This is a genomic window from Streptosporangium roseum DSM 43021, assembly GCF_000024865.1.
In the GTDB taxonomy this organism is placed as follows: domain Bacteria; phylum Actinomycetota; class Actinomycetes; order Streptosporangiales; family Streptosporangiaceae; genus Streptosporangium; species Streptosporangium roseum.
On the sequence record NC_013595.1, the window covers coordinates 8704762 to 8719398 of the forward strand.

The 14637-nt window shown below is 69.4% G+C and carries 17 protein-coding genes and 1 tRNA gene; 6 read left to right on the forward strand and 12 right to left on the reverse strand.

What is annotated here, in order from left to right; genetic code table 11:
• Positions 1-101 precede the first annotated feature (101 nt).
• Together SROS_RS38040 and SROS_RS38045 are read right to left on the reverse strand one after the other, a co-directional pair.
• Complete coding sequence (locus tag SROS_RS38040) at positions 102-347, reverse strand: hypothetical protein (RefSeq protein WP_043653769.1); 246 nt, start codon at positions 345-347, stop codon at positions 102-104.
• 370 nt (positions 348-717) lie between these two features.
• A tRNA-Lys gene (locus SROS_RS38045) sits at positions 718-791 on the reverse strand.
• A gap of 420 nt (positions 792-1211) precedes the next feature.
• Between SROS_RS38045 and SROS_RS38050 the strand changes: the two genes are divergently transcribed.
• Positions 1212-3518, forward strand: coding sequence for an ATP-binding cassette domain-containing protein (locus tag SROS_RS38050; protein WP_012894282.1), 2307 nt, complete (start codon positions 1212-1214; stop codon positions 3516-3518).
• A gap of 160 nt (positions 3519-3678) precedes the next feature.
• Positions 3679-4050 (forward strand): PRC-barrel domain-containing protein, encoded by a 372-nt coding sequence (locus SROS_RS38055; RefSeq protein WP_012894283.1) that lies wholly within the window; start codon positions 3679-3681, stop codon positions 4048-4050.
• A 234-nt stretch (positions 4051-4284) separates the two neighbouring features.
• Here the strand turns inward: SROS_RS38055 and SROS_RS38060 are convergent, their stop codons facing one another.
• On the reverse strand, positions 4285-4881 hold the full coding sequence (locus SROS_RS38060; protein WP_012894284.1) for a nucleotidyltransferase family protein: 597 nt from the start codon (positions 4879-4881) through the stop codon (positions 4285-4287).
• A gap of 66 nt (positions 4882-4947) precedes the next feature.
• Here SROS_RS38060 and SROS_RS38065 point away from each other — a divergent pair, with 66 nt between their 5' ends.
• Entirely contained in the window at positions 4948-5484 is a 537-nt protein-coding gene (locus SROS_RS38065; protein ID WP_281047978.1) for a DUF6328 family protein, read from the forward strand.
• A 22-nt stretch (positions 5485-5506) separates the two neighbouring features.
• Complete coding sequence (locus SROS_RS51440) at positions 5507-5656, forward strand: GPGG-motif small membrane protein (RefSeq protein WP_012894286.1); 150 nt, start codon at positions 5507-5509, stop codon at positions 5654-5656.
• A gap of 319 nt (positions 5657-5975) precedes the next feature.
• Here SROS_RS51440 and SROS_RS38070 read toward each other — a convergent pair whose 3' ends face one another.
• Positions 5976-6689 carry a metallophosphoesterase family protein gene (locus SROS_RS38070; RefSeq protein ID WP_012894287.1) on the reverse strand — a complete coding sequence of 238 codons (714 nt, stop codon included), beginning with the start codon at positions 6687-6689 and terminating at the stop codon, positions 5976-5978.
• Positions 6686-6931, reverse strand: coding sequence for a BON domain-containing protein (locus SROS_RS38075; protein WP_031171137.1), 246 nt, complete (start codon positions 6929-6931; stop codon positions 6686-6688). The genes SROS_RS38070 and SROS_RS38075 overlap by 4 nt, the downstream gene beginning before the upstream one ends.
• Before the next feature lie 148 nt (positions 6932-7079).
• Between SROS_RS38075 and SROS_RS38080 the strand changes: the two genes are divergently transcribed.
• Positions 7080-8300: a glycosyltransferase gene (locus SROS_RS38080; RefSeq protein WP_012894288.1), complete on the forward strand. Its 1221-nt coding sequence runs from the start codon at positions 7080-7082 to the stop codon at positions 8298-8300.
• Between the two features lie 18 nt (positions 8301-8318).
• The gene (locus tag SROS_RS38085; protein WP_012894289.1) at positions 8319-9314 is read left to right on the forward strand and encodes an SDR family oxidoreductase; all 996 of its coding nucleotides are present in this window, start codon (positions 8319-8321) and stop codon (positions 9312-9314) included.
• A gap of 90 nt (positions 9315-9404) precedes the next feature.
• On the opposite strand, the gene SROS_RS38090 is transcribed toward SROS_RS38085, so the two are convergent.
• The 7 genes from SROS_RS38090 to SROS_RS38120 form a co-directional block, all read right to left on the reverse strand.
• On the reverse strand, positions 9405-9623 hold the full coding sequence (locus SROS_RS38090) for a DUF4235 domain-containing protein (RefSeq protein ID WP_269324029.1): 219 nt from the start codon (positions 9621-9623) through the stop codon (positions 9405-9407).
• Between the two features lie 167 nt (positions 9624-9790).
• Positions 9791-10057, reverse strand: coding sequence for a DUF6458 family protein (locus tag SROS_RS38095; protein WP_012894291.1), 267 nt, complete (start codon positions 10055-10057; stop codon positions 9791-9793).
• 286 nt (positions 10058-10343) lie between these two features.
• Positions 10344-11180, reverse strand: coding sequence for a MetQ/NlpA family ABC transporter substrate-binding protein (locus SROS_RS38100; protein ID WP_012894292.1), 837 nt, complete (start codon positions 11178-11180; stop codon positions 10344-10346).
• Positions 11181-11268: 88 nt separating this feature from the next.
• Entirely contained in the window at positions 11269-11877 is a 609-nt protein-coding gene (locus SROS_RS38105) for a DUF305 domain-containing protein (RefSeq protein WP_012894293.1), read from the reverse strand.
• A gap of 55 nt (positions 11878-11932) precedes the next feature.
• Positions 11933-12790, reverse strand: coding sequence for a lytic polysaccharide monooxygenase (locus SROS_RS38110; protein ID WP_012894294.1), 858 nt, complete (start codon positions 12788-12790; stop codon positions 11933-11935).
• Between the two features lie 406 nt (positions 12791-13196).
• Positions 13197-13559 carry a hypothetical protein gene (locus tag SROS_RS38115; protein ID WP_245564431.1) on the reverse strand — a complete coding sequence of 121 codons (363 nt, stop codon included), beginning with the start codon at positions 13557-13559 and terminating at the stop codon, positions 13197-13199.
• Between the two features lie 162 nt (positions 13560-13721).
• Complete coding sequence (locus tag SROS_RS38120; protein ID WP_012894296.1) at positions 13722-14630, reverse strand: NADP-dependent oxidoreductase; 909 nt, start codon at positions 14628-14630, stop codon at positions 13722-13724.
• Positions 14631-14637: the final 7 nt, after the last annotated feature.

Here is a 14637-nt window from a genome sequence, read left to right on the forward strand (position 1 = left end):
ACCCGCCACGGCATCCGGCCGTGCGGCGGCCGGGTTCCACGGTTCCTGGACGGAGGACGACCGAGGCCTGTCACCACCACGCCGGGGCCCGCCGGCAGGGGTCAGGCCGTGGCGAGGGTGGCGGGGTCGACCTGGTGGGCGGCGCAGAGGGCCCAGCGCATCCGGGTCGCGTACGCCTCGGGATGATCCCCGGCCTCCTGCGCGACACAGGCCGCACAGGAGGTGAGGTCCTCGTGACAGGCACGGAGCCCGTCTTCGATGACCGTACGCACCTGGTCCGGCGAGGGATCGTCGGATGCCTGCAGCGCGGAGGCGAAGAGAACCTGTGCCAGCTCGGACACGCTCATCGTTGTCGGCATCGTGCGCCTCTCTCCCCGGGGCCCGCCGGTTCCGTGGAACCTCGGCGGAGCCCGGTTGATCGTTCACCTCGTGTTCACATCTTCATCGTCTCTCCTGAGACTGACATTTCCGGCGAATCAGACTTCATGCACGTCGAGCAGGGCCTCGCGGCTTCCCATGCACGTCGAGCAGGGCCTCGCGGCGTCCTCCGCGCGGGAGCCGGTCACCAGACGGGTGCCGTCCGGTGACCAGGTCGGCGTGGACGCCCGCCGGCACGCCGGGGACGGATCACGAGCACGCGGTTCCGCGGCTGCCGCCGGAGGCACCCGGAGACGGAGAAAGCCCGGATCGACCATGTCGATCCGGGCTTCTCACCGGTGCGCCGCCAGGGACTCGAACCCCGGACCCGCTGATTAAGAGTCAGCTGCTCTAACCAACTGAGCTAGCGGCGCTTGACCACGACAAGAGTACCGGATTCAGCTCTGTAATCCGTACATGAGATGACATGTGTCGGTCACGGCATATCAGCGGCGGCTACCTGCTTACGCGGCGCGTCGAGCACACGACGGCGGGGCCGCCGTCCTGCGGGGCGGAACAGGCGGCCGGACCGATCAGGAATCAAGAAGCGCCGCCCCCCGAGCCGCATCTAGCGTGATTGCCGTGGACATCTCCGTCCACGCGGGCTTCCGTACAACGACCCGGGCGCCACCCCGGCCGACACCGCCGATCAGGTGGGCAGGGGCCCGTTGCCACGACCGCGCAGGCAAAAAAAGAGAACCAGACGTACTACTCAAAGCTGGTTAGATCGAGCGAGGCGACGCCGACGGAGGCCACGAAGGCGGCCCCACGTAACAGATGGAGACAGGATGAGCATGACCCCGAGGACGGACACACAGTCGCCTGCACCACACGTTGCCGACAGCCACGATCTGATCCGTGTGCAGGGCGCGCGCGAGAACAACCTCAAGGACGTCAGCATCGAGATCCCGAAGCGCCGGCTGACGGTGTTCACCGGCGTCTCCGGCTCGGGCAAGAGCTCGCTGGTGTTCGGCACGATCGCCGCGGAGTCGCAGCGGATGATCAACGAGACCTACAGCACCTTCGTGCAGGGCTTCATGCCGACGCTGGCACGGCCGGAGGTCGACCTGCTGGAGGGGCTGACAACGGCGATCATCGTCGACCAGGAGCGGATGGGCGCCAACTCCCGCTCCACCGTCGGCACCGCCACCGACGCCAACGCGATGCTGCGGATCGTCTTCAGCCGGCTCGGCGAGCCGAGTGCCGGGCCGTCGTTCCACTACAGCTTCAACACGCCCGCCGGCGCCTGCCCGCGCTGCGAGGGCATGGGCAGCGTGACCGACGTCGACCTGACCCAGCTCTACGACGACAGCAAGTCGCTCGCCGAGGGCGCGCTCACGATTCCCGGCTACAGCATGGACGGCTGGTACGGCCGGATCTTCAGCGGCTGCGGCTTCTTCGACCCCGACAAGCCGATCCGCAAGTTCACCAAGGCCGAGCTCCACGACCTGCTCCACAAGGAGCCGACCAAGATCAAGGTCGACGGCATCAACCTGACGTACGAGGGCCTGATCCCGAAGATCCAGAAGTCGATGCTGTCCAAGGACCGGGATGCGCTGCAGCCGCACATCCGGGCGTTCGTGGACCGGGCCGTCACCTTCACCGCCTGTCCCGAGTGCGACGGCAGCCGGCTCAACGAGGCCGCCCGCTCCTCGCGGATCAAGGGCGTCAACATCGCCGACGCCTGCGCGATGCAGATCAGCGACCTGGCCGAATGGGTCCACGGCCTCGACGAGGTGTCGGTGGCGCCGCTGCTCGCCACGCTGCGGCAGACCCTCGACTCGTTCGTGGAGATCGGGCTGGGCTACCTCTCGCTCGACCGGCCGTCGGGCACGCTGTCGGGCGGCGAGGCACAGCGCACCAAGATGATCCGCCACCTCGGCTCCTCGCTCACCGACGTCACCTACGTCTTCGACGAGCCCACCACGGGCCTGCACCCCCATGACATCCAGCGGATGAACGACCTGCTGCTGCGGCTGCGGGACAAGGGCAACACGGTGCTCGTCGTGGAGCACAAGCCGGAGGCGATCGCGATCGCCGACCACGTCGTCGACCTCGGCCCCGGCGCCGGTACGGCGGGCGGCACCGTCTGCTACGAGGGCAGCCTCGAAGGACTGCGGGGCAGCGGCACCCTCACCGGCCGCCACCTCGACGACCGGGCCGCCATCAAGGAGACGGTGCGCACCCCCAAGGGCACGCTGGAGGTCCGCGGCGCGACGGCGCACAACCTGCGCGACGTCGACGTCGACATCCCGCTCGGGGTGCTCTGCGTCGTCACCGGCGTCGCCGGCTCCGGCAAGAGCTCGCTCGTGCACGGGTCGATCCCCGCCGGCGCGGGTGTGGTGTCGATCGGCCAGGGCGCGATCCGCGGCTCGCGACGGAGCAACCCGGCGACGTACACCGGCCTGCTCGACCCGATCCGCAAGGCGTTCGCGAAGGCCAACGGCGTGAAGCCGGCGCTGTTCAGCGCCAACTCCGAGGGCGCCTGCCCCAACTGCAACGGTGCCGGCGTCATCTACACCGACCTGGCGATGATGGCCGGCGTCGCCACCGTCTGCGAGGAGTGCGACGGGAAGCGGTTCCAGGCATCGGTGCTGGACCACCACCTCGGCGGCCGCGACATCAGCGAGGTGCTCGCGATGTCGGTGACCGAGGCCGAGGAGTTCTTCGGCGCCGGCGAGGCGCGCACGCCGGCAGCGCACGCCATCCTCAACCGGCTCGCCGACGTCGGGCTCGGATACCTCAGCCTCGGCCAGCCGCTCACCACGCTGTCCGGCGGCGAGCGGCAGCGGCTCAAGCTGGCCACCCACATGGCCGAGAAGGGCGGCGTCTACGTCCTCGACGAGCCGACCACCGGCCTCCACCTCGCCGACGTCGAGCAGCTGCTCGGCCTGCTCGACCGGCTCGTCGACTCCGGCAAGTCGGTCATCGTCATCGAGCACCACCAGGCGGTCATGGCGCACGCCGACTGGATCATCGACCTCGGTCCCGGTGCCGGCCACGACGGCGGCCGGATCGTCTTCGAGGGCACACCCGCCGACCTCGTCGCCGCCCGCTCCACCCTCACCGGCGAGCACCTCGCGGCCTACGTCGGCACCTGATCGAGGCCCTCGCGGACACCGCGGGCGGATTCCATGATTCCCCTCGGAGGAGGACAAGCCACGGCTTTGATTCCGTAGAACTCAGCACGGTCCGTTTATCCCCCTTCTCTCGGGTACGAGAGTTGAGCCCGGAGAATCAACCGAAAGGGAGATACGCACTATGTCTGAGCTCTGGACTTATCGAGCCGATGTCTATGACGTCAACAAGAGCCTCGACATTGCGGGCTACCACGTAGAGGCCACCGACGGAAAAATCGGTTCCGTCGACGAGGCGACCTACGACGTCGGGGAGAGCTACATCGTCGTCGACACCGGTCCGTGGATCTTCGGCAAGAAGGTCCTGCTTCCGGCGAGCACGGTGACCCGGATCGACCCGCAGGAGCGCAAGATCTACGTCGCGCGCACCAAGGACGAGATCAAGCACGCTCCGGAGTTCGACGAGGCGACCTTCAAGGAGCCCACCTACCGCGACACCGTCGGTGAGTACTACGGCCGCTTCCCCTTCGGGGCCGGCCCTGGCGGGACTTACTGACCCCGCACGGTGAACAGGAGGGGCCCCGCCGCGAGGCGGGGCCCCTCCGCCGTTCTGTACGCCCTTCCGCCGCGCGCCCGGTTCCGCCGGTCGTACCCCCGGCGCGCCCGGTGGGACAGCCGAGGCCCCGAGCCTCCGCCGGACGGAGGCTCGGGGCCAGGGCGTTCAGATCTGGGCGTTCACACCGAGGGACGGGTCACGACCAGGCCGGGGAAGAGTCAGGACCAGGTCAGATCAGGGCCAGGACGGGTCGCCGGTCGGATCGAGGGCACCGGGGATCACCTCGAGCCGCTCCAGCAGGGTCAGGAAGGTGAACGCGTACGGCGAGGCCTGCGCGACCGCCGCGACCCGGTCCCAGTCGACCTGCTCGCGCAGTGCCCGCACCTGGGGCAGCAGCGAGCCGTAGTCACAGCTGTGCTCCGAGAGCGGCAGCAGCCACGAGATGACCAGGTCGGTGGCCTCCAGGACGGGCAGGATCACCGCCGACGCCTTCATCGGCTCGGCCCGCTCCAGCAGCGCCGGGGTGACGGGATGGTCGCAGATCGAGAAGATCAGGTCTACCAGCCTGCCCTCGTCATAAGCCTTGACCAGCCAGTCCTCCGGCGGCTTGGCCGTCTCGAAACCCAGTCCACGTAGTGCCTCCAGGGCGGTCGGCACATCCTCCTGGGGAAGGACGAAGTCCACGTCGTGCAGCGAGGGGGCCGCCCCGCGCGCGTACGCCGCACAGCCTCCGGCGAGAGCGAACCTGACGTCCGCGTCCTTCAGGCCGCTGCTCGCACGCTTCAGTGTTTCCAGAATCGCGTCGGTTACCTCGTGACTGTGGCTTCCCATGACCCCCGCTTACCCCGTAGATCCCCAGCTAGGCATGGCAAACCTTGACTCGGGTAAATGCCCTGCATGATTCAGCCCGAACAGGTACGAAACGAAGGGCGAGAGCCCGATGGGAGCCGCAGTGAAGAGGAAGCGGAGCCGGGTGAGAGCCATAAGGAGCGGGTGGACCGGGAGCTCGGCGAGCTCATGCAAGGGCTGCGGGTCGCCGTCACCGGCGTCCAGGTCCTGTTCGCCTTCCTGCTGACGCTGCCGTTCGCGGCGGGCTTCCACAAGGTGGACGCCCTCGGCCGCTGGCTGTTCTTCATCGCGCTGCTGAGCGCCGCACTGGCCTCCATCTGCTTCATCACCCCCGCCGCCCAGCACCGCCTGCTGTTCCGGACCGGGCTGAAGGAGAAGATGCTGCACCGCGCCAACGAGCTCGGCGTCGCCGGTGCCGTCGGGCTTGCGATCGCGATGACCAGCTCGGTGGCGCTCGTCGCGGAGACGGTCATCAACGCGTGGCCGGCCGCGCTGTTCGGCGGCGTGATCGCGCTGGCCAGCGGCTGGCTCTGGATCCTGCAGCCGATTGTCGATCTGTACCGAACCAAGGATGTTAAGTCGTGAATTGTGAGGGCAGTGGCTTCTTATGGCTACCTTGCTCTGGATCATCGCAGTTGTTCTCGTCGTCGCCGGGATCTATGTCATCCTGGCCCGTCGCGATCTCCTCTGGGGGATCGTCCTCATCGTCCTCGGCTTCCTGGTCGGTCCCGGAGGTGTGAGCATCTTCAATGTCTGACGCGGGCTGATGGCTCGCGTAAGTTCCCGTCAGAATCCACACCGAACTTCAAGTCGCCCCGAATTACCACCAGAAGCCTCAGCGGGCCGGGTTCTCGCCCGGCCCGCTTCTTCATGCCTTCACGAAAAACCGCGCAGCCCGCTTCACAGCCTTACCGCCCATTACTTCAGGGCCCACTGCTTGAAATCTCACGGCTTCGCGCGTCAACGATTTCATGCGCCGACGGCTTCACGCGTCAACGGTTTCACGTCCGCACGCCTTGACGGCCCGCAACATAAACCGGCCCCGGCGCCGATACCGGCACCGGGGCGACCCGGGACTACAGGCAGTAAACCCCGTACGCCCGTCCCAGCACCGGCAGCGCCACGTTGCGCACCCGGATGCCCCCGGGGGTCACGCCCTTCTCGGTCCCCGCGTGCGCGTGACCGTGGATGATCAGGTCGGCGCCCTCCGCGTCCACCGCCTCGGCCAGCAGGTAGCTGCCGAGGAAGGGGTAGATCTCCAGCGGCTCCCCGTGAAGGGTGTCCTTGACCGGGGAGTAGTGCGACAGCACGACCCTCCGGTCGGCCTGCAGTTCCTTGAGCGCCACCCGCCAGCGCTCCGCGATCCGTTTGGTGTGCCCGACGAACGCCTTGATCTCGGGCTCGCCGAAATCGCTGGCGCACTTGCCCGCGTATCCCCCACCGAAGCCCTTGCCGCCGACCACGCCGAGCCGTACTCCGTCGATGTCGAGCACGGTCGCGTCGTCGTGCAGGACCGCGATGCCGGCCTCGGTCAGCATGAACGCGATCTCGGCGGGCAGGTCGGAGTGGTGGTCGTGGTTGCCGAGCACGGCCACCACGGGGATCGGCAGGTCGCGGAACTCGTCCGCCACCACGCGCGCCTCCTCCAGCGTGCCGTGCCGGGTCAGGTCTCCGGCGAGCAGCAGCACGTCGGCGTGCTCCTCGATGCCGTCCAGCCGCTCGCGGTAGCGCCCCCTGAGACTCTCGTCCAGGTGCACGTCTCCGACCGCCGCGATCCGCAGCTCTCTCACAGCTTCTCCTCCTCTCCCGGGCCCCGGACCTCCATGACGGTGATCTCGTTGCGGACCGTCAGGCCGGGGGCCGCCTCGCCCGCCACGTCGGCGATCAGCGCACGGCGCTCGTCGCCGGTCACCTGACCGCGCAGGAAGAGCTGCTCGCCCCGGACGTCCACCCGGATGCCGAGCTCATGGGTTCTCTCGTCCTCAGCCAGCGCGCGCTGCACGCGCGCGGCGACGTATTGCGGAGCCTCCATCGTCGAACTCCTCTCGTTCAAAACGATCGCGTTCCCGAGAAACCCAAGGTCAAACGCGTTTAAAACGCTCTTGGGGGGAAGGAGAGCCAATCGGATGCCTAAGACGCAGGCACGTTGCTTTCACATGTCACGACATGGAGCCGTGCCCATGAAGATCGCGATGGTGTCCGAGCACGCCAGCCCTCTGGCGACCGTCGGCGGTGCCGACGCCGGAGGACAGAACGTCCACGTCGCCTCCCTCTCCCGCGCCCTCGCCGCTCGGGGACACGACGTGACCGTCTACACCCGCAGGGAGGCCCCCTCCCAGCCGGAAGAGGTCGACTTCGCCCCCGGGGTCACCGTGGTCCACGTCCCGGCCGGTCCCGCCGTGGTCCTGGCCAAGGACGACCTGCTCCCCTGGATGCCGGACTTCAGCCGGTGGCTCGCCCGGCGCTGGCATGCCGGACCGCCCGACCTCGCGCACAGCCACTTCTGGATGAGCGGCCTGGCCACGCTGGCCGCCGCCCGGGACACCGCGGTGCCCACCGTGCACACCTTCCACGCGCTCGGCACGGTGAAGCGGCGCCACCAGGGGAAGGCCGACACCAGTCCGCGCGAGCGCATCGAGACCGAGGCGCTCGTCGCCCGCCAGGCGGACGCGGTGATCGCGACCTGCGCCGACGAGGTGGCGGAGCTGGGCCGGATGCGGATGCCGGGCAACTCCACGAGCATCGTCCCCTGCGGCGTGGACCTGGACGCCTTCACCCCGACCGGCCCGAAGATGGACCTAGGCCCCGGGCCGATCCTGCTCGCCATCGGCCGGGCGGTCCCGCGCAAGGGCGTGGAGACCACGATCCGGGCACTGCGCCACGTGCCGGACGCCACGCTCGTGGTCGCGGGCGGCGCTCCCGGCGAGCCGGAGCCGGCCCGCCTGGCGCGGATCGCCGAGATGTGCGGTGTGGCGCACCGTGTCCGGTTCCTCGGCAAGGTGGACCGCGACGACGTCCCGGCACTGATGCGCGCGGCGGACGTCGTGGTCAGCGTGCCCTGGTACGAGCCGTTCGGCATCGTGCCGCTGGAGGCCATGGCCTGCGGCGTGCCGGTGGTCGCCTCCGCCGTGGGCGGGCATCTGGACACGGTCGTCCCCGGCGTCACCGGCCTGCTGGTCCCGCCGCGCAAGCCGGCCGCTCTCGGCCGCGCCCTGCGCGGCCTGCTCGCCGACCCGTTCCTGCTCACGGCGTACGGCATCGCCGCCGCCGACCGGGCGAGGTCCCGCTACGACTGGGGCCGGGTCGCCGCCCAGACCGTCGCCGTCTACACGGACGTGCTCACCTCGCTCGGCCGGTCGCCCGGCATGACCGGTGTCTTCCCGGGTACGGGGGCCGCCTGAGCCGGAGGAGGAACAGCCATGAAGAACAAGATCGTGGTGGTGACCGGGGCCAGCGGCGGGGTGGGCCGGGCGGTGGTCAGGCGACTGGCCGCCCGCGGCGCCACCGTGGCGCTGATCGCCCGGGGTACGACCGGTCTGGGCTCCGCCGCGGTGGAGGCCGGCGCGGCGGGTGGCACCGGTCTGGTCTACGAGGCCGATGTGTCCGACTACCAGCAGGTCAGAGATGCCGCAGAACGGATCGAGAGGGACGTAGGGCCGATCGATGTCTGGATCAATGTGGCCTTCTCCTCGGTCTTCGCCCCCTTCTCGGAGATCACGCCGGAGGAGTTCGAGCGGGCCACCCAGGTCACCTACCTGGGCTACGTCTGGGGGACGCGGGTGGCGCTGGATCTGATGCGTCCCCGCGACCGGGGGACGATCGTGCAGGCCGGATCGGCGCTGGCCTACCGGGGCATCCCGCTGCAGGCGGCCTACTGCGGGGCCAAGCACGCGATCAAGGGGTTCACCGAGTCGGTCAGGACCGAGCTGCTCGGCGAGGGGAGCGGCATCAAGATCACCATGGTGCAGCTCCCCGCGCTGAACACCCCGCAGTTCTCCTGGGTGCTGTCCAGGCTGGGCCGTCATCCCCAGCCGGTTCCGCCGATCTACGATCCCGAGGTGGCGGCGCGGGCGCTGGTGTTCGCGGCCGAGCATCCAGGGCGGCGTGAATACTGGGTGGGCGGTTCGACGGCCGCCACCCTGCTCGCACAGCGGATCGCCCCCGGGCTGCTCGACCGCTGTCTCGCCCGCTCCGGCCGGGAGAGCCAGCAGACGAAGGCCCAGGCTCCCACCGGCGTGGCCAACCTGTGGAAGCCCGCCGACGAGGACGACGACTACGGCGCCCACGGCACCTTCGACCACCGTTCCCACGCCCGCAGCGCGCAGGCGTGGCTCTCCCGCCACCGCCGCCTGGCGGCCCTCGCCCTGGCCGGTGGAGCCGCCGTCGCCGCGCTCGCCCGCCGGGGAAGGTCCTGACGGGTCCGGCGCGCCCCCGGAGGCTCCGGACGCTCCGGACGCGAAGAACCCCCGCCCCTCTTCGAAGGGGCGGGGGTTCTTCGCGCGAGATCACTTGCCGGTGGCTCGGTGAATGCTCCGCGCCGCGGACCTGTCGATCGCGGCCTTGACCACGCCGAAGATCGCGCCCTGGATGGCCGACGCGACCAGGATCTCTCGCCAGCCGTACTCATCGGACGTCGCCTGGGGCGCGTCGTCCTTGCCCGACGCGAACTTCCAGACCTGCTTGAAGATGGCGCCGGCGATGGCACCGCCGATCATTCCGCTCACGGCGCTCGTCCCTCGGGATACGACCCTGCTCAACGTCCCGTCCTCCGTTCACACTCGTTGAAAGACCTCATCTACCCGAGACGGCCGGGCGCTAACGGGTGTGCCCAGGTCGGATCGGGCAGGTGAGGCCCCTGGAACCTCAGCTCTCGTACCGGGGAGTGACCGGATCACACGACCGGAGGGTCGGTGTAGCCGCGCTCCTCGTACACGCGGCGGTGGGTCACCGGGTCCTCGACCACCGTGGTGGTAGTGGTGGGTGCCACGGCCCGCCGGGCGACGCTGATCCGGTAGATCGCGAACAGCAACCACGCGAGACCGCCGAGCATCAGGATGACGCCGACGACGTTGATGTCGAACCCGGCGATGTCGAACTCGACCGCCCAGGTGAAGATGGCGCCGAGCATGATGAGGATGATGCCGCCTGCGATGGTCATGGGATTCCCTCCTTCGAGCCAACGCCTCATCACCTATCCCCCACACGGATCTCAAACGTCGCGCCGCGGAGGCCGCGGCCGATGATGAGCGCCCGGTCGTCGTCGCGGGCCTGGCGGGAGCGGGAAAACCGGTGGTGGGGGCGGCCATGCCGTACGGCATGAAGGCGCTCCGGGAGCGGGGGAACCGGCACCGGGGCACGCGGCCCGGCGTCTCACCGCATCAGCGGGACGGACGCGCGGACGGCGAGAGCCGGCGGGAGGGGCACCTCCCGCCGGCGGCCCGGGGTCACTGCTGGGCGGGCAGCACCGCACCCTTGTACTTGTCCTCGATGAACTTCTTGACCTCGGGGCCCTGAAGGACCTCGGCGAGCTTCTTGACGCGGGGATCGTCCACCTTGGCCGGCACGGTCACCAGGCCGTTGGCGTAGGGGTTGCCCTCGCCCTTCTCCAGGATCAGCGAGTCGGTCGCGGGCTGAAGGTCGGCCTCCAGGGCGTAGTTGCCGTTGATGATCGCGGCGTCCACGTCCTCCAGGGAGCGGGGAAGCTGGGCGGCCTCCAGGGGCTTGAACTGCAGGCCCTTGGGGTTGTCGGCCACGTCGCGCTCGGTGGCCTTGACGCCGACGCCCTCCTTGAGGGTGATCACGCCGTTGTCGGCGAGGAGCTTGAGCGAGCGGCCCAGGTTGCTCGTGTCGTTCGGCAGGGCCACCGAGGCGCCCTGCGCGAGCTCGGTGACGTTCTTGATCTTCTTGGAGTAGAGGCCGAGCGGCTCGATGTGAACCGGGGCGACCCAGCTCAGCTTGATGTCCTTGCCCTTGGAGAACTCCTCCAGGTACGGGATGTGCTGGAAGTAGTTCGCATCCAGGTTGCCCTCGTCGAGCTGGGTGTTGGGCTGGACGTAGTCGGTGAACTCGACGATCTCCAGGTTCAGCCCGGCCTTGGCGGCGAGGTTGTCCTTGACGTATTTGAGCACCTCGCCGTGGGGCACGGGGTTCACCCCGACCTTGAGCGGGGCGTCGGCCTTGGGTGCGGCGGCGGGCTCGGCCGTGTCGGTCGAGGCCCCACCGCACGCGGCGAGGCTCCCGGCCAGGATCAAGCCGGCCACGACCCCGAACAACTTGCGCATTACTCTCCCCTATTTCCCTTACATTAGGTAGGAAATATTGCATACGGGAGAGCGTGCGAACAAATCGATCAACGATTTCGAGACCCGGTCACCGGTCCAGCAGCGCCAGCATCTGCTCGATCTGTGCGGAACGCGAGGCCTCGACCCGCTCCGCCATCGCCTTGACCTCGGCGTTCAGGCCGGTGGCCACCTCCATCCTGGCCAGCTGGACGGCGTCGTCCTGCTGGGCGATCATCATGTTGAGGAACTTCTTCTCGAAGTCGGCCGGAGCGGCCTCGGCGACCGCGGCGATCTCCTCCTTGCCCACCCCCGGCATGCCTCCGTGGGCGGCGTGCGCGTCGGCACTGGCCGTGGCGGGCTGGCGCCAGCCGATCAGCCGTTCGGACATCGACGCGGCCTCCGTCTCCTGGGTCGTGGCGATCGCCGCCGCCAGCGTCCTGACCTCCTCGCGGGTGGCCCGGTCCGGCGCCAGCCGTGCCAGCTGCACGCCCTGGCCGTTGTGGGCCATCAGCATCTGGAGGAACATCACGTCGGCCGGGTTGTAGTCCCTGCCGGGGACGGCCGTCCCGCCCGGGGTGGGCGCGGCACCGTGCGCCGCGTGGCCGCTGCCGCCGCCCTTGAGCTCCTGGATGCTGTGGGCGCCGCAGCCGGTGAGAAGGAAGGCGGCCAGGACGATCGGGCCCGCGCGCTTCACCATGGACTCCTCTCGGGGGTGGGGCCGGGGCGGCCGCGACCGCCCCGGCTCCGCTGGATCAGACGCGCTGCCACAGGGAGGGGACGTTCGGCGGCTCCCAGCCCGGCAGCGCGGTGTGCGGCTGCAGGCACTGGTAGGTCAGGCCACCGTAGGTCACCCGCGTGCCCGCCGTGTAGGCGGCGCCCGCGCTCCAGGTGCCGCCCGGCTGGGTGCTGGGGGTCGGCGTGGGCGTCGGGGTCGGAGTCACAGTCGGCGTGGGCGTGGGCGTGGGCGTCGGGGTGGTGCCGCCGCCGAAGTCCACGTCGGAGCAGGTGTAGAAGGCCTCGGTGCTGCCCACCACGCGCTGCCAGATCGAGTAGACGAGCTGGCGGCCGCTGCGCTGCGGGAGGTTGATCGTCCAGTTGGTGAACGTGCTGGGGTTCTGGTTGTTGAACGTCTTGATGGGCTCCAGGTCCGACCATCGCAGCGGCTGGGTCGGGTTCCAGCTCTGCTTGGTGATGTAGAACTCGAAGTTGCTGTTCGAGTGGGGCGCGGTCGCGTGGTAGGTGATCGTCAGCGGCCCCGGGGAGACCCGGGTGGCGGGCCAGTCGGTCCGGGCGAGGTCGAGCCCGCGATACTTCTCCCGCCCGGCGCTGCACAGCTTGCCGTCCGGGATGATCGCGCGGTGGTTGCCGCCGGCCTCAAGGCGGGAGACCTCGTGCCAGTCGTAGAACGCCTGGGTGCCACCGGCCGCGACGGCCGCCTTGCACGCCTCCGACTTGGGGGTTTCCGGACCCTCCGTCTTGCAGACGTAGGCGCGGCTGGGCGGGTTCGACATGGATCCGTGGGCGACCGCCGGAGCGGACGGCAACAGGGCGAGCAGAGATCCAACGGTGAGTGCGGCGGCCGCGGTGGCCGCCTTGTGTCGCAGGTGCACGTGGACTCCTCCTACAGGGGGGATGGAGGTGGGACATGTCCAACGGCCGACGGATAGCACGTTATTAACAAGAAACCTTACTAAAAATTCGGCCTCCGATGCCATAGGTTCCGGCGCATCCGAAGAAGGATTCCCGAGTCCGCGGTCATGACCCCACGGCGTCCCGGAGCCCGCTCCCCCCGCCGCCGGCCGTTACCGTCGCCGGCGGGACCGCGGCGGCGAGGCCGTACGGCAGGCGACAGACGGCAGGCGACAGACGGCAGACGGCAGACGGCAGGCGGTCGGCGACAGACGGCAGGCGGCCGGGCGCCGGGCGCTGGCTGGAGCGGCGCACGGCGGCACCGGCCCGGCACTGGTTCCCCTCCGGTCCCGCTCCCCGCGGTGAGGCCCGATCTCCCGTCCGAGGTCAGTGGAAGGCGTAACACTCGACTTCGGATCGACGCTCCGTCAGCCCCGCCTCCACCGAGTGCTGGACGCACGCGGCCTCCCGCTTGCTGAGCGTCAGATTTCCGCAGACCGTGACCCCGGAATATGTCCGGCAGTCCAGGCTGGAGTTCTCCGCCCCGATCCGGTAGTCGTTCTCGACCGCCGAACGGCACTGGCTGCGCAACTGCTCCGTGTCGGCATACTGGCACTGGTTCATCAGAACCTGGTACTGGTCCCGGCCCACCGGCGTGTCATCGTCCAGCGCCTGTGCCGACGTCCCCGTGGCGACGATTCCAGAAGTGACGACGATGAACAGCGCCGCCGCATACATGAGTCTTCTCACGATGGCTCCCCCCGCCATACGGTCCTCAAATCGGACTTTACAGGGGAAACGTCACTTGTTGTGTGCGTGTCGACACTGTTCTCCTGATCGAATCTCCTGATCGAGCGTCAAGATGATCTAAAATCCACCGCTCACGACCGGCCCTTCCTCCGACGCGGGCTTTCAGCCGACGGTGAGAACGACCTTGCCGCGGCCGTGGCGGGTCTCGACCTCTCGGTGGGCGTCGGCGGCCCGGTCCAGCGGATAGGTCCGGCGGACGGGGAAGGTGAGCCTGCCGTCGGAGTAGAGCTCGGCGAGCTCGGCGAGACGGGAGGCCAGCCGCACCCCCTTGGTCAGCTGGACGCCCAGCTCCTCCGCCCTGCCGTGCTCGACCAGCGTGACGATGCGGTCGCCCTTGACCAGCTGCAGCGAGACGTCGAGCGCCTCGCCTCCCGCGCCGTCCAGGACCATGTCCACCCCGCCGGGGGCCAGGGCGCGCACCCGCTCCAGCAGGCCCTCGCCGTACGCGACGGGGGTCGCGCCGAGCGAGCGCAGGTAGTCGTGGTTCTCCTCGCGCGCGGTGCCGATGACCGTGGCCCCCCAGATCCGGGCGAGCTGCACCGCGGCGGTGCCGACCGAGCCTGCGGCGGCGTGGACCAGGACCGTGTCGCCCTCCCCCACCCCGAGCTGCCGCAGGGCGATGTAGGCGGTCTGGGTTCCGGCGGTGAAACCGCCCGCCACCTCCCAGGGCATGTTCGCGGGCTTGGCCGTGACGTTCTCGGCCGGGACCACGACGTATTCGGCGTAGGAGTTCAGCAGGTTGAAGCCCAGCACCTCGTCTCCCGCGGAGATCCCGCGCACTCCCTCGCCCACCTGGTCGACGACCCCGGCGAACTCGTTACCGGGAATCCGGGGCAGATCCCCGCTCACCCCGGCCGGCGTCCATCCCTCGCGCACGGCCAGGTCGAACGGTTGCACACCCGCCGCCCGGACCCGCACCCGCACCTGCCCCTCCCCCGCCTCGGGGGTCTCGATCTCCATGGCCCGCAGCACCTCGGGCCCGCCGAACTCGGAAAAAGCAGCAGCTCTCATCGGAAAC

Bases quoted from the DNA above. Each gene is read 5' to 3' on its own strand.
- SROS_RS38080 (WP_012894288.1), top strand. From the start codon at position 7,080: ATGAAGATCGCGATGGTGTCCGAGCACGCCAGCCCTCTGGCGACCGTC.
- SROS_RS38060 (WP_012894284.1), bottom strand. From the start codon at position 4,881: ATGGGAAGCCACAGTCACGAGGTAACCGACGCGATTCTGGAAACACTG.
- SROS_RS38085 (WP_012894289.1), top strand. From the start codon at position 8,319: ATGAAGAACAAGATCGTGGTGGTGACCGGGGCCAGCGGCGGGGTGGGC.
- SROS_RS38065 (WP_281047978.1), top strand. From the start codon at position 4,948: ATGATTCAGCCCGAACAGGTACGAAACGAAGGGCGAGAGCCCGATGGG.
- SROS_RS38095 (WP_012894291.1), bottom strand. From the start codon at position 10,057: ATGACCATCGCAGGCGGCATCATCCTCATCATGCTCGGCGCCATCTTC.
- SROS_RS38100 (WP_012894292.1), bottom strand. From the start codon at position 11,180: ATGCGCAAGTTGTTCGGGGTCGTGGCCGGCTTGATCCTGGCCGGGAGC.
- SROS_RS38050 (WP_012894282.1), top strand. From the start codon at position 1,212: ATGACCCCGAGGACGGACACACAGTCGCCTGCACCACACGTTGCCGAC.
- SROS_RS38105 (WP_012894293.1), bottom strand. From the start codon at position 11,877: ATGGTGAAGCGCGCGGGCCCGATCGTCCTGGCCGCCTTCCTTCTCACC.
- SROS_RS38120 (WP_012894296.1), bottom strand. From the start codon at position 14,630: ATGAGAGCTGCTGCTTTTTCCGAGTTCGGCGGGCCCGAGGTGCTGCGG.
- SROS_RS38075 (WP_031171137.1), bottom strand. From the start codon at position 6,931: ATGGAGGCTCCGCAATACGTCGCCGCGCGCGTGCAGCGCGCGCTGGCT.
- SROS_RS38040 (WP_043653769.1), bottom strand. From the start codon at position 347: ATGAGCGTGTCCGAGCTGGCACAGGTTCTCTTCGCCTCCGCGCTGCAG.
- SROS_RS38055 (WP_012894283.1), top strand. From the start codon at position 3,679: ATGTCTGAGCTCTGGACTTATCGAGCCGATGTCTATGACGTCAACAAG.
- SROS_RS51440 (WP_012894286.1), top strand. From the start codon at position 5,507: ATGGCTACCTTGCTCTGGATCATCGCAGTTGTTCTCGTCGTCGCCGGG.